The sequence below is a fragment of the Bacteroides sp. 2_2_4 genome (genome assembly GCF_000157055.1).
GTDB lineage: Bacteria > Bacteroidota > Bacteroidia > Bacteroidales > Bacteroidaceae > Bacteroides > Bacteroides ovatus.
On sequence record NZ_EQ973367.1, the window covers coordinates 127,519 to 142,298 of the forward strand.

At 44.0% G+C, this 14,780-nt stretch carries 12 protein-coding genes and 1 pseudogene; all 13 read right to left on the minus strand.

Translation table 11 applies throughout. The features are described from left to right. Positions 1-12: 12 nt before the first annotated feature. Positions 13-963: a Gfo/Idh/MocA family oxidoreductase gene (locus BSCG_RS05015; protein WP_008777046.1), complete on the minus strand. Its 951-nt coding sequence runs from the start codon at positions 961-963 to the stop codon at positions 13-15. Positions 964-970: 7 nt separating this feature from the next. Continuing rightward, positions 971-2,011, minus strand: a complete 1,041-nt coding sequence (locus tag BSCG_RS05010) for a nucleotidyltransferase family protein (protein ID WP_008777047.1) — start codon at positions 2,009-2,011, stop codon at positions 971-973. A gap of 2 nt (positions 2,012-2,013) precedes the next feature. After that, on the minus strand, positions 2,014-2,694 hold the full coding sequence (locus tag BSCG_RS05005; RefSeq protein ID WP_008777048.1) for a cytidylyltransferase domain-containing protein: 681 nt from the start codon (positions 2,692-2,694) through the stop codon (positions 2,014-2,016). A gap of 4 nt (positions 2,695-2,698) precedes the next feature. Next, the gene (gene neuC, locus BSCG_RS05000) at positions 2,699-3,850 is read right to left on the minus strand and encodes a UDP-N-acetylglucosamine 2-epimerase (RefSeq protein ID WP_008777049.1); all 1,152 of its coding nucleotides are present in this window, start codon (positions 3,848-3,850) and stop codon (positions 2,699-2,701) included. After that, positions 3,847-4,854 (minus strand): N-acetylneuraminate synthase, encoded by a 1,008-nt coding sequence (neuB, locus tag BSCG_RS04995; RefSeq protein WP_008777050.1) that lies wholly within the window; start codon positions 4,852-4,854, stop codon positions 3,847-3,849. The genes neuC and neuB overlap by 4 nt, the downstream gene beginning before the upstream one ends. Further along, a complete protein-coding gene (locus BSCG_RS04990; protein WP_008777051.1) occupies positions 4,854-5,492 on the minus strand; it encodes an acetyltransferase in 639 nt (212 codons plus the stop codon). Before BSCG_RS04990 ends, neuB begins: the two co-directional genes overlap by 1 nt. Positions 5,493-5,521: 29 nt before the next feature. After that, on the minus strand, positions 5,522-6,757 hold the full coding sequence (locus BSCG_RS04985; protein WP_008777052.1) for a LegC family aminotransferase: 1,236 nt from the start codon (positions 6,755-6,757) through the stop codon (positions 5,522-5,524). 41 nt (positions 6,758-6,798) lie between these two features. After that, positions 6,799-8,007 (minus strand): polysaccharide biosynthesis protein, encoded by a 1,209-nt coding sequence (locus BSCG_RS04980; protein ID WP_008777053.1) that lies wholly within the window; start codon positions 8,005-8,007, stop codon positions 6,799-6,801. A gap of 173 nt (positions 8,008-8,180) precedes the next feature. Beyond that, positions 8,181-9,322: pseudogene (locus tag BSCG_RS04975) on the minus strand (UDP binding domain-containing protein); the annotation flags it as partial. Between the two features lie 185 nt (positions 9,323-9,507). Continuing rightward, a complete protein-coding gene (locus tag BSCG_RS04970) occupies positions 9,508-10,845 on the minus strand; it encodes a nucleotide sugar dehydrogenase (protein ID WP_008777055.1) in 1,338 nt (445 codons plus the stop codon). 38 nt (positions 10,846-10,883) lie between these two features. Further along, positions 10,884-13,304: a GumC family protein gene (locus BSCG_RS04965; RefSeq protein WP_008777056.1), complete on the minus strand. Its 2,421-nt coding sequence runs from the start codon at positions 13,302-13,304 to the stop codon at positions 10,884-10,886. A gap of 7 nt (positions 13,305-13,311) precedes the next feature. After that, on the minus strand, positions 13,312-14,142 hold the full coding sequence (locus BSCG_RS04960; protein ID WP_008777057.1) for a polysaccharide biosynthesis/export family protein: 831 nt from the start codon (positions 14,140-14,142) through the stop codon (positions 13,312-13,314). Between the two features lie 16 nt (positions 14,143-14,158). Continuing rightward, the coding region (locus tag BSCG_RS28370; protein WP_175285336.1) for a polysaccharide biosynthesis protein at positions 14,159-14,780 on the minus strand (622 nt) is incomplete at its 5' end.

Sequence of the window (14,780 nt, forward strand, 5' to 3'; positions counted from 1 at the left end):
TATTTTAATAAATTAGGTTATCGGGCACGATTCAGAAGTCCAGCCCTTAATTTTATTGATAAATGGTGCAATCTTGCTAAGATATGCGACATGGTAAGATGCTGATTGTTCATAATTAGCAAGCCTACAACTTCCCTTTTCTAGAAGCTCGTCTATCAATATTCCGGATAGACCACTCTGATAGTGAACAGGTACATTTTTAAGTTCTCCATTAACTACGATTTCTCCCTTACCCTCAAAATACTCAATTATATTATTTCCATTTTTTATAATCGAACGAGACACACCATCAAATGCCGTTGTTGATGTTAATCTCAAAACGCTACCATTTGCAGTTGTAAATCTCTCGGTACCATGGATTTCTACATAACCAGGACGTTTGCTATCAACAACCTCCTGCTCTAAATCATCTATACAAAACTCAAAAGATGCTGCACCATTCAATGCCATAAAAATGTCGACAAAGTGGATAGTATTGCAGCACATGCCCCATTCGCCACCTTCAAAGGTATATTCTACAGGTAATTCAGGAACAATAAGAGACTTAATATATTCATAGCCCTCCCACATACGTCGAGGACAGTTAACCCACGTCATTACCCCTTTCTTTTTAAGAAGCTCATCTATTTCGGAATAATCGCTTAGCTTCGGGAAAAGGAACTTCTCGAGCACAAGATATTTAACACTATGCGTTGAAAGCAACTGACTTACAATTGTGTATCGAGGCTTAGAACTAGACGCAACTATAACAACATCCAATTCTGCTGGAACAAGATCTAATGAGTTAACGAAATGAGCAGTTTTATTATCAGACTCCACTTGATTATATCTCTCTTCTGCAACTGCCAATGAATCTTCGCTTAAGTCATAAACCCATATATCAAGTTCGTGTTTTGATGTTTTTACACCCTGTAGATGACGGCTACCTAACTGCCCCGCACCTGCTATTAAAACCGTTTTCATGTATAATCTATTTTATATGTTTTACTAATTCTTTTGCTTTTTGATATTCCTGCGGATTGCCTATATCAATCCAGGTTCCATTAAGAGGGAAACGGATAACCTTATAACCCTTATTCATAAGCATATCCATGAAGTCGGTGGCATTGAAGAAATCTCCTTCAGGAATAAGCTCGAGGAGCTCGCGCTTAATAAGGTAGATACCAGCATTAGCATAATAATTGTAGGTTGGCTTCTCCAATACGCCCTTCACATTACGGCCATCCAATTCGAATATACCGTAAGGTACTGATATAGTGTAAGGAACAGCGGCAATACTCATATCGGCATCATGCTCCTTGAAGTGAAGGAAAAAGTCCTCATAGTCGATATTAGTAAAGAGGTCACTATTCATCAGGAGGACAGTATCATTGTAGAAGTGCTCCACGAACTTGATACTACCTATGGTACCAAGGAACTTAGGTTCACGAACTGTCTTTACCTGTACGTTGCCTCTTGGTTCTGCAAAGTGCTCTTCGAGTTGCTCTTTGAGGTAGTTGACAGTTACAGAGAGATGACGGACACCATAGCTGATGAGACGATCAATGTTATAGTCAATAATGCACTTATTACCAACCTTTAGCAATGGTTTTGGAGTCTTCTCTGTAAGCGGACGAAGGCGCTCGCCTTTGCCACCAGCCATAAGAACGGCATCGATTGGTAGATAGGACTTCTGCTTCTTCAGGTTTACAACATCCACAATCTGCATTTGCTCGTTGAGGACCGGAAGAAGTTCAATGCCTTTTTCTTTTGCAATGTGGATTTGTTTCACATCATAATTGCCAGCTTTGAGATAAGTAAACTTCCTATTCGCAACATCAGAGACAGAAGATGAAAGATTCTTTCCGTCGATTAAACTTCTTCGAACATCACCATCTGTCAAAGTGCCTACAATCCTATTATCAGAGTCAGAAACAAATAGAGTAAAAGCCTCACCTCTTTCAATTGCATTTATTGCTTTAAGAGCATCCAATAAACTTGAAGACTCTGAGATTATATATCTGTTAAACATGGTCATCTATTTTTTAGAATCGATTCAATTAACATAAAGTCATAGATATCATCTATATCTACAGATGATTCCTTAGACATAACATATTTTACACGTTTAGTAAAACCGCCAAGTCCTTTCTCTTTGAGTGCTTCAATATTGATTACATAGATAGCACCATTAAACTCATAGAAAGTAGGAAGTGCCTGTCGACCTTCAGCTTTTTTATTGTATACGAGTTCTACATAACCATCTTCGTTGTCGTTACAGAGAACAGCAGGTGCATGTGACTTTGTTACCGACACTACCATATCAATCTCATCACTATAGAGCAGCATTGCTTCCTTTACTTCATCCACTTTACGTAGAGGAGATGTAGGTTGGAGAAGCAACATGCGGTCAAAGTGCTTGCCTTTCTTCTCGAAGAAATCTACAGCATGGAGCAACACGTCATTGGTAGTAGCGGTATCGGTAGCAAATTCTGCCGGACGCACGAAAGGTACATGCAGCCCATAGTTCTCTACTGCATCGATGATCTTCTGGTCATCAGTTGAAACACAAATATTTTCATCAGATGTGATAGCACGCGCCACATCAATGCTATATGCAATCAGTGGCTTTCCGCAAAGGTCTTTGATATTCTTTCCAGGGAGTCCTTTGCTGCCTCCACGAGCAGGAATCACTACCAATATATTGTTGTCCATAAACTTAAAGATTATAGAATTTCTTTTGTTGTAATTGTTCGAGAGGATAGGTGGAGATTACCTTGAAAATAGCATCTGCAGTACCCTCCTTATCGTATGGGTTTGTTGTAGTCTTGCAAAATAACTTAAACTCCGGTGAAAGAACTTTGTTCAAGCCTTCAATAACCGAAGCCTTGTCTGACTTGCAATCTACAGTTGATTCACTCTTTGTGCGACCATTTTGGCGATCACCAATATTGAGGGTCGGAATGTGTGCAGAAGGAACTTCGAGTATGCCACTTGAGCTATTACCGATAACTGCAGACACATACTGCAGAGCTGACAAATATCGCTTCATACCAAGGCTGGCAAACGCTTTGCAACGTAAGTTCTTAGCACAATACTTTTCAATAGCCGATTTGATGGAATCTCCACCTTGATCAGAGTTTGGCATAGTGAAGAGAACACGCATCTGAGGGAAAGCGTCTAAAGCCTCCAGGAAATCCTTTATCTCACCAGCTGGTGTGCGATTACCAAGAGTTACAGGATGATAGGTACACATGACTGTATTCACGTCTAACTCGTATTCAAGAGTTGCTTCCAACTCATCCTTTGTCATCAGCTGTACTCGTTTCAGATTTTCAACACCGATGGATCCAACATTGAACACGCGTTCCGGTTGTTCTCCAAGTTGAATAACACGCTGGCGATATTCCTCTGTAGAAGTAAAATGGAGTGAACTCATCTTGGTAATGCAATGGCGAATACTATCATCAATAGCACCCTCTGATACCTCACCACCATGTAGGTGTGCAACTGGAATACGAAGAAGCATGCAGACGGTTGCTGCAATGTGCATCTCGTAACGATCACCAAGAATGACAGCCATATCAGGAGCCAACTGACTGAGTGCCTTTGTCATACCCTCCATCTCTGTTGACATAGATGCGAGAACACCTTCTGCATCATCTGAAGGCTTTGGCATTGGCACCTTTGCATCAATGGTGAAACCATCTGCTTCGATCTCCTTGTATGTATTTCCATATTCAGGCATCAAGTGCATATTGGTGGCAATGACCTGAAGCTCGCAAGACTCACTATACTTAACTAGACGCATGAGTCGAGAAAGCAAACTATATTCAGCACGGGTGCCAGTTATAAAACAAATCTTTCTCATAGCACGATCTTGTCTTCTTCTTGATAATCCTTGATAGCTACCGTACCTAGAACCTCATTCCATCGCATAGGATTAATGCCATTACCTGGGCGCTTGACAGTTAGGTTATCCTCTGTCAGCAGTTCTCCCTTTTTGATAGGGCGTGCAGCTACGATACTCTTGCGAGCAATCTCGATGTTCTTACGCTCAGATTCAGAAATGGTCTTGTGACCTGTACCTAATGCCTGCTCGATATTACGAATAGAAGAAACCATAGCTTTCAGTTCATCAGGTTCAAGAGAAGCCTTGTGGTCGGGTCCCTCCATGTTTTTATCGAGAGTGAAGTGTTTCTCAATAACTGTAGCGCCAAGAGCAACTGCAGCAATAGGTACCTCAATACCCTTTGTGTGGTCAGAATAACCAATCTTGACACCAAACTTGTTCCCAATCTCGAGCATAGCATGGAGGTTGACATCCTGATAAGGAGTTGGATATTCAGTATTACAATGAAGTATGGTTATATCTTCCTTTTTGACACCTTCTTCCAACAGAACATTGAAAGCAGCTTCAATATCATAAAGTTCACACATACCAGTTGATAAGATGACAGGTTCCCCATATCTCGCAATCTTTCGAATGTATGGATAATTAGTCACTTCACCAGATGGTATTTTCCAAAAACCAATATTAAAGGATTTAAGAAGATCTATAGTTGATAAATCGAAAGCTGTTGAAAAAAACTTTACACCTATTTCGTTACAGTAATCTATAAGTACCCGATGGTCAGCTTCAGAAAGTTCAAGCTTCTTCAGCATTGCCAACTGACTTTCGTCTGCCTTGCCAATATTTCGTTGTTGATATTCTGCCTGTTTTGCTGATTTTGAGACAAGTTTTTCACTTTTAAATGTTTGAAATTTGATATAATCAACACCAGCTTCAGCGGCTTCATCTACCAACTTTTTTGCTAACTCGATGGAGCCATTATGGTTGACTCCAGCTTCTGCTATGATTAGTACTTTCTCCATTATGCTTTGATTTTGAGGATGGCAGGATTGCCTACATAAATACCCTTTTGACTGATTGACTTGCGAACAACAGAACCTGCACCTATGATAATATTGTCACCAACCTCAATGCCATTAGCAAGAACTGACTGGCTTCCAACAAACACGTTCTGACCTATCTTGCAGTCACCATTGACCATAGTGCCGGTTGAAATGTGACATTGGTCGCCAACGACAGCATCATGTTCAATGTTGGTGAATGTATTGAGGATAACGTTATTTCCAATCTGTGCACCAGCATTCACAAAAGCCTGATGCATGACTACTGTACCTTCGCCAAGAGTTGCGTACTTGGAAACGTGGGCGGTTGATGCAACGATAGTAGCCAACTTGCCTCCAGCTTCTTTTACCTTATTATATAGTTTGATGCGGAGGGCGGGATTCTTGATAAATCCAACGGTAATGACAAATTCGGCCTTTTCTACATATTGGGGAATATCATCATCCACACCAATAACCTTGTAGTCAAGAACCAGTTTGCCAAGTTCTTCAGGGCGATCAACGATTCCGAGGATAGTGTAGCCAGCAGATTCAGCCACCTCAATGACTGATTTGCAATGGCCACCACCACCAACGAGAATGAGATTCTTTTGTTCCATTATATAGGGTTCAAAAGGTTACAATTTATTTAGAGATCTTCAACACGTATGCTTGAAGGAATATTTACTACACGATCTGCAAACCAGATGGTGTTCTGAAGGCCATCGTTTTCGCAGTTCTCAAACATAGGAAGTCTGTTCATGAGCTCCCAAATTGGACGTGTCACGACGCCATTATCGTTAGTCTGCTGGAGGAAGTCGAGCTGAGCCTCTTTATCCTTCAGTACAACTGCAGAGAGCCAGTAGTTGGAGAATGTGTTCTCGGGTTCTGCGAAGAAATCGATACCATCTACATTCTTGAAGTGCTCAATATATTCAGCAGCCACCTTGCGCTTGCTAGCAACGTACTTATCAAGTTTCTCAAGCTGTGCGCAACCGAGGGCTGCATTGATGTTAGGCATACGATAGTTGTAGCCGATGTGGTCGTGACGGAACTCCCAACGATGAGGAACCTTTGCCTGTGTGGTGACGTGCTTTGCGTACTTGCCCAACTCCTCATCATTGAAGAGAAGCATACCCCCACCACCAGTGGTAATGGTCTTGTTGCCGTTGAAAGAGATAGCACCAATGCGACCAAAAGTACCAGTGTGCTGACCTTTATAAGTAGAGCCGATAGACTCTGCTGCATCCTCCACAAGTTCGATGTGCCACTCCTTACAAAGAGCAGAAACCTCCTCGATGCGAACAGGATGACCGAAGGTGTGCATGGGTACACAGGCCTTGATGCGACGACCGGTATTCTTGTTGTAACAAGCCTTTGTATCCTCTGTGAGTGGGTACTGAGGTGTTGCGTAATCGGTATGCGAAAGGATGTCGGCCTTAGCGATATTCTTGGTCTCGCGCACCTCTGCATTCTTGATGAGCCAGTCCTTCATTGCATCAGGAGAGAGACCCATGGTTGTTTTGTCCACATCGATAAACACAGGATGTGCACCAATGTACGAAAGAGCATTGCAAGTTGCGATGAAGGTGAGTGCCTGAGTGAGCACTTCATCATCACGCTGAACGCCTGCCAACATCAAAGACATGTGGAGAGCATTAGTACCCGATACGCACACTACAGCCTTCTTGGCACCGGTGTACTTTGCCATCTCCTCCTCAAAGCGATCTACGAACTTGCCTACAGATGAAACGAAGGTTGTGTCGATACACTCGTTAAGGTATGCTTTCTCGTTACCTTGGAAGACAGGTACTGCCAAGGGGGTAAATTCTTTATTTCCATAAACCGACTTAATAAAGTCAATTGTATTCTTATAATCTGCCATAGCGGTAAATGTTAATTGATAACTTGTTACCTTATTATATATTACATCTTCTGATCGAGGTTCTTTCCCTTCTCCTCATGCTCAAAGTTAGGGATAAAGCGCTTGATGGATTCTACAACTTCTGCCTTGGTGAACTCGGGTGATGCGAAGATACCTTCAAGTTCTGTGAAGAAGGTATTGACTTCGTTCATGTCGCGACGAGTGGTTTCCTCAACGACACCAAGAGCCATGAAGCGTTCCATATTGACTTTCTCCCCAGGGACATAGAACTCTTCGTAAGCCTTCTCACCGGTGGTATCGGACTTGAAGTAAACGACAGGGTATTCCTCTGAATCGTAGCTGATAGCGTTGGCCTTTGCCTTTGCTTCTGCATCGTTGGCGCATTCTACCTTTTTGAGGCCTTCTGCCTTTACGAAATCATCGCAGATAGCAGAGAAGGTTAGCATCTGGTCTTCGCCAAGTTTTGGGAAGAACACTTCTCCACCATTGCCGAGGATACAAGCGAGCATACAGATTTGTCCGGACTCCTCGGGAGAGACGAAATAGCGCTTCACGTCAGAAGGTGCTGCCAGAGGTTGCTTCTTCTGAAGACGATGAATCCATCCGTCAGGCAGTGAGCCGTTGGAGAAGGCTACATTGGCGAAACGTGCGGTAGTGACCTTGAAGTGACTGTTGTATGCCATCACGAGATCCTCCATAATGCGCTTGCTGGCTCCCATGATGTTGACAGGATTGGCAGCCTTATCTGTAGACACGCAGAAGAAGTGTTTAGGAGGAAAGACGGCCAGAAGATCCATGAGCTTCTTGGCCTTGATATCGTTGTTCTCGATGAGAGCCTGAACGGAATATTTATCCTTCTCGGAACGTACGTGTTTGTGAGCAGAGAAATTTGCAAAGATGTCGAAGCCTTTCTCCTCTCGGAAGATGCGCTCGAAGATAGGATCAGCGAAGTTGAGGGTGTAACAGCGAAACTCCTCAGGTACGTAGAGACCTTCGGTAGAGCGCACGTCACGAACGAGTTCTGCGAGTCCGTTTTCGTTGAGATCAACAACAACGACCGATGCAGGTTCGAAACGAAGAACTGCCTTAATGAAGCTGGAACCGATAGAGCCGGCACCACCTACTACACACACCTTCTTACCCTTGATTTCCGCGGTAAGCTTCTCGGCATTTGCCTGAATGTCCGCCTCGAACATTGAAACAGGACGACCGGTGACATAGTCACCTATGAATTTACTGAGGTTGAACATTTGTATATATAATGTTTTTAATTATTATCGTATTGTGCTGGATGATGGTATCGCACCATAAGCACAGCTCTACTTGTACATCCAGTAAAAAGAAGATGCGCGTTGCTTAGATAAAATCTTTATGTGCGGGTAATCATTGAACTAAAACTCCACGCATCTTCTTGTAAGCACTCTTAGTCGCGACGGAAAATATCGCGTGTGTAGACTTTTTCCTCCACATCGCCCAGACATTCGTCAAAGCGATTGGCGATGATAGCCTTGAACATCTCCTTGAACTTGGCGAGGTTATTGACTACCTGCGAACCGAAGAAGGTTTCACCATCGTTTAGCGTAGGCTCGTAGATAACGATATTTGCCCCCTTAGCCTTTATTCGTTTCATGATACCCTGAATTGCACTCTGACGGAAGTTGTCCGAGTTGGACTTCATCGTCAAGCGATAGACACCAATAGTAGGAACTTCCATTTGGCCTGCATATTGATTTTGGGTGCTATAGTCGTCCCAACCGGCCATACGAAGAACTGCATCAGCAATATAGTCCTTTCGGGTGCGATTGCTCTCCACGATAGCCGTCATCATGTTCTGGGGTACATCTTGATAGTTTGCCAGCAGTTGCTTGGTGTCTTTAGGAAGGCAGTAGCCGCCATAGCCAAACGAAGGATTGTTGTAGTGGGTGCCGATACGAGGATCGAGACCGATGCCGTTGATGATGGCGGCTGAGTCGAGGCCTTTGACCTCGGCATAGGTGTCGAGTTCGTTGAAGTAGGAGACGCGAAGGGCGAGATAAGTGTTGGCGAAGAGCTTGACAGCTTCTGCTTCTTTCAATCCCATAAACAAAACTGGGATGTGTTTTGTCGCTGCATACTCTTCCATGATTGCATTATCTGCAGATGGACCTTCTGCTCCTTCTACAAGGAGTTTTGAGAAAGTCTCGGCAGCCTCCTTCATGTGGTTACCCTGAATCTTGCGAATTGCTTCATTCTCCTCTTCCCATTCTGCACCCATCATTTTGGGGAAACCAACGATGATACGACTGGGATGTAGATTGTCATAGAGCGCCTTGCTCTCACGGAGAAACTCGGGGGAGAAGAAAATACGAAACTTGACATCAGAACCGCTTGCTTTCAATTTTTCTGCATACTTTACGTAGAGTGAACGGCAATAACCAACGGGGATAGTTGACTTGATAACCATTGTCGCTTCAGGATTCACCTCAAGCACCAAGTCAATCACATCCTCGATATAGTGTATGTGTCGAAGAAATTCTTGACGGGATCATAGTTGGTAGGAGCGGCAATGACTACATAGCCAGCATCGACTCAAGCGCATTCAAATAATGGGATTCCATTATCATTCTTTCTATGTCCGTGGCATAAAAGTCACCCTCACGATTTTTTCGATTATTCATTTCATGCTACGTTTTAGTTTACGCGGCAAAAATATGAATGATTTTTAACTACTACAATACGGTCTAAAATGACTGCTTACTTTTACCCGTTTATTAGTCCCGTTGAAAAATATCACGAGTATAGACTTTTTCCATCACATCATCCAAGCAACTATCATAACGGTTAGCGATGATAGCATGGCTCATTTCTTTGAATTTTGCCATATCATTCACCACTTGACTACCGAAGAAAGTATCACCGTCTTGCATGGCAGGTTCGTAAATAATAATAGATGCACCTTTCGCTTTGATGCGTTTCATAATTCCTAGAATGGCGCTTTGGCGGAAATTGTCAGAATTGGATTTCATTGTCAAGCGATAGACTCCAATCACGCATTCTTTTTCTTTTTCCTTATTATAGTCATTTTGTTCGCTATAACCATAATATCCGGCTTTAGACAGGACTTGATCAGCTATAAAATCTTTTCGAGTGTGATTACTCTCTACAATAGCCGTCATCATATTCTGCGGTACGTCTTGATAATTGGCTAATAGTTGTTTCGTGTCTTTCGGCAAGCAATAGCCACCATACCCAAAACTTGGATTGTTATAGTGCGTACCGATACGTGGATCTAGGCCGACTCCATCAATGATAGATTGCGTATCAAGACCTTTCATTTCAGCGTAGGTATCCAATTCGTTGAAATAGCTGACACGCAAGGCAAGATAGGTATTAGCAAAGAGCTTTACGGCTTCCGCTTCCTTCAAGCCCATATATAAGGTATCTATATCTTCTTTAATGGCTCCTTCTTGAAGGAGTCGAGCAAAAGTATGTGCCGCTTCTTCCAAATGACTTCCAGCTATCGCTTTTATAGCCTCATTCTCTTCACTGAACAGTTTAATCATTTTGGGATATCCTACAATGATGCGACTGGGATAAAGATTATCATAAAGAGCTTTACTTTCCCTTAAGAATTCCGGTGAAAACAGGAGATTGAATTTACGTGTAGTGTCCCACCCTTTTTCTTTGAATTTCTTTGCGTACTTCACATAGAGACTACGGCAATAACCTACAGGAATGGTACTCTTTATGACGATAGTGGCCTCTGGATTGTTTTCAAGAACAAGATCTATCACATCTTCAAGATGATGGGTATCGAAGAAATTCTTCTGTGGATCGTAATTGGTCGGAGCAGCAATAATGATAAAATCGGCATCTTTGTAAGCTGCCGCTCCATCCAATGTCGCTGTGAGATTCAATTCTTTCTCCGCAAAGAATTTTTCAATATAATCGTCCTGTATGGGTGAGATGCGATGATTGATCTTTTCCACCTTTTCAGGAATGACATCCACAGCCATCACTTCATGATGCTGAGCCAAAAGAGTCGCCATACTCATACCCACATAACCTGTTCCGGCTACGGCAATCTTCAAATCTTCAAATTTTCGCATATTATACTTACTTTATTTTACTCTTTACTTGCCCTATTTTACTCTTCACTTCCCTCATGTTCTCCATAACCATATCCATACCCATAGCGTTTGCCATACCCATAATACTTGCCATATTTACCATAGCCATAGTAATAACCGTACTTCTTCTTCTGAAGATCCAGACCATTGATAGCGATACAGAGATTAGGCAGTTTATTATTCTCGGCAAGCTCATTGATCAAAGTAAACTCCGCCTTGCGGGTGTAATCGGCACGGCAGACATAAACGGATAAATCAGCTACACGTCCTATCAGTAAAGTATCGGTTACCATACCAACAGGAGCGGTATCCAATATCACGTAATCAAAATTCTTCTTTAAAGATTCAATCGCTTTTTCCAGTCCTTCACGAGCCAGCAACTCGGTTGGATTAGGAGGAACCGATCCACCGGGAAGGATAGACAGATTCTTGCTGATATCAGATACCTGCACCAAGTCCATCAGATCCATAGAGGGATTGGTCAAGAACTGGGTGATGCCGCGCTCCTTTCTAGAGATGTTGAACACTTTATTCAAGCCGGGCTTACGAATGTCGAGACCTACGATGACTACCTTTTTCCCTAATAAAGAAAGGCTGATCGCTAAATTGGAGGAGACAAAGGACTTTCCCTCACCGGAAATGGTGGAAGTTACCAAAACCACATTTCTTTCCTTTTCAAGCATGAATTGAAGGTTGGTCCGGATATTACGGAAGGTTTCGCTCATCAGATTGTTCCGATTCTCAAATACAGCGATAGAGCCCTGCTTTTCGTCCGCCATCGGGATATCGCCCACCACAGAGACGGTGGTCAGTTTCTCCACATCGGCACGACCTTCAATCTTAAACTTAGCCAAGGCTACCAGATAGATGATGCCAACCGGGATGCCGATTCCCAATACCAGTGAAATAAGATAGATCATCAGGGGCTTGGGCGAAACGGGAAGGGCATCCGCCAAGGCCTCGTCGATTATCTTTGCGTTATTCGCAGTAGCGGCCAATGTGATGGCGTTCTCCTCGCGCTTCTGAAGCAGCATTAGGTAAAGACCCGCCTTGATTTCCTGCTGACGGGCGATGCTGACAAATTGGCGTTCCTGCTTCGGAGCATCGTTGATGCGGCGGGTATAGCGGCTTGCCTCACGGGCTAAGTCGGCTCTCGTAATCTCCAATCCTTTCAGGGTCGCGTCCAAGGTGGCTTGCACATTGCTACGCATGGCGTGTATGCTGGTGTTCAGATTGATGATGACCGGATTGTTTTCCGTGGAAGTGCGCAACAGGCGTTTACGCTCCACCAACATTTCGTTGTAACGGGCGATGGCACCGGCCGAGGCGGCGTCACTCAAACCGATGTTGCCGGGCAACACCTCATATTCCGCTCCTGACATATAGCGTTGGAGGTCTTTCACCAAGTTGATTTGTGTCTGGTTCTCCACCCGTTTCTTTTCGTATTCAGCGTTTCCCGTCAAGGCGATCTGCGCCTCGCTGCTCAAATCGGTGATGCCGACGCTGCGCTTGAAATTTTCCAAGTCCTGTTCCGTAGTGCCCAGCTCCTTGGAAATGATGCCAATACGCTCGTTTATAAATTCAGCCGTTTTCTGCGCTACTTCATTTTTATCGTTGTTGGCGTTGATGTTGTACATCTCGAGCAGCTTGTCGATGAAGTCTTTGCCACGACGGGTACTGGAATTGTTCAGCGAGATGACCGCTACGGAAGTCGTTTTAGACGTGGCGGCAATGGATAAAGAGTTGGTATATCCTTTCGCTACAGAAGAAGGCCGGTGAATGAAGGCCGTGATATGACGCTCTGTGGTCACACTATCCGGACGAACCGATGTTAAAGTATCGCTGTTAGCGAAAAAAGCGACCGTTCCTTCATCAGTGGGGAACACAGCTGGTAATTTATCAAACTGTTTCTGATATTCTTTTTCTCCTACCGTGATCTGTACATCCATCGCACCCGACGGTTGCAGAATCATAGCGACTTCCATAGGCTTCGGAAGATTGTCCGCCTCCTGGGGGGTAAGGCTCACCGTGATGGGAGAAGTGCGGTAGAGTTCTCTGACGGGAAACTCATCCTTATCTTTATAGGTGACAAATAAGTTCAGCCGCTCGACGACTTCTCTCGCCAGTGACTTGGACTTTAAGACTTCTATTTCATTGTCTACGTTGCTTGACGAGGAGACAAATCCGTCCAGTCCCATTTTTTCCAGTTCGGAGGACATACTAGCGCCTCCTCCTTTCTTGTCGTCCTTGATCAGGACGGTGGCGGATACATTGTAAACAGGTGTGGCCAGACGCAGGTATCCCCACGCGGCGGCGACACATATCACGACCGAAGCCACAAACCACGGCCAATGGATTAAATAACGGAAAAGGAGTTCCTGAATATTTATCTGCTCTTCAGGCTGTGCACCTTGTTGTTCTTTTCTTTCCTCAATCATAGGGAGATTATCTGAAGATGGTTACTAATAAACTTGCCAGAGACACCAGGATGGAGGTGGCGGAGAACCACAGGCTCGTACTGTTACCGATATCCGAATTGCGCGCTTTCGCCTTGTTGGGGGTCACGTAAACGATGTCATTCTGCTGCAACCAGTAATAAGGGGAAAGAATGGTCTCAGCCTTATTCAGATCCAACGTCACGATTTCCTGCTTTCCGTCCGCACCTTCACGAATCAGTCTCACGTTGTCACGAAGCCCCCAGACGGTCATGTCGCCCGCCATGGCCAGTGCTTCGAGCAAGTTCACTTTCTCATTGCTGATGGTGAATGTTCCGGGACGGGTGACTTCTCCGATTACGGAGATTTTGTAGTTTACCATACGAACCGTTACTATCGGCGTTTCCTTTATATAGGGTTCCAGTTTTTCCACTATCATTTGTTCAGCCTGTCTCTTGGTCAAACCGCCCACTTTCAATTCTCCAAGGACGGGAAAATTTACCTTTCCATCGTTGTCTACAAGGTATTGTTGCAATGAAGGCTGGGTGGTTATCTGACTCTTGACAGATATGCTTATAGGGCTGGCTACCGTCAAGTTGAAGGGTATGGCCAACTCCGGACTGGTGCACGAAACAACGATGGTCAGCAGGTCTTTCGGCATAATCTTGGCGTCATACAGGGTTTTCTTTTGAGATGTCCATTCCACCGACTCCGCATCCTGCAAGTAGGGTACTTTCTTGTAGGACTGACAGGATGCGAACAGGGAGATCGCCACCAAACAGGCAATCACATCGCGCCCCATTTTTCGCACACTCGTGTGCATACAAAATGATTTATTCATAAAATAGATAAGTTTATTATTCTTTATCCAGCACTTCAAACTTCGGAGAGTTTTTCGACTTGAATTCAGGTACCACCTTCTTCATCAGTTTCACTGTATCCAGAATCTTCACCGCACGAGACAGTTTTTCAAACTCAGCGTATGTATCAAGAATATCAGCGTATTCATATCTCCGCACTTTCGCTATCATGATTTTCTGATTTTCCGTCGGAATCGTATTTTCCTTATCGCTTAATACCTCTTCATAAAGTTTCTCACCGGGGCGCAAGCCCGTAAATTCTATCTTTATATCTTTATCCGGACGATAACCGGCCAATTCTATCATACGAGTCGCCAAATCGACAATCTTCACCGCCTGTCCCATTTCAAAAACGAAAATTTCATTCCCCTCTCCCATGGTAGCCGCCTCCATCACTAGGCGACAGGCTTCGGGAATAGTCATGAAGAAACGAATGATATCAGGATGGGTGACGGTGACCGGACCGCCATTCTCTATTTGCTCCTTGAAGCGGGGGATCACGGACCCATTGCTACCCAGCACATTTCCGAAACGGGTCGTAATAAATTTAGTTTTTCCTTTCACTTTTCCCTCACGAATAGCACATCCCAGACTTTGAACATAGATTTCAGCTAAACGC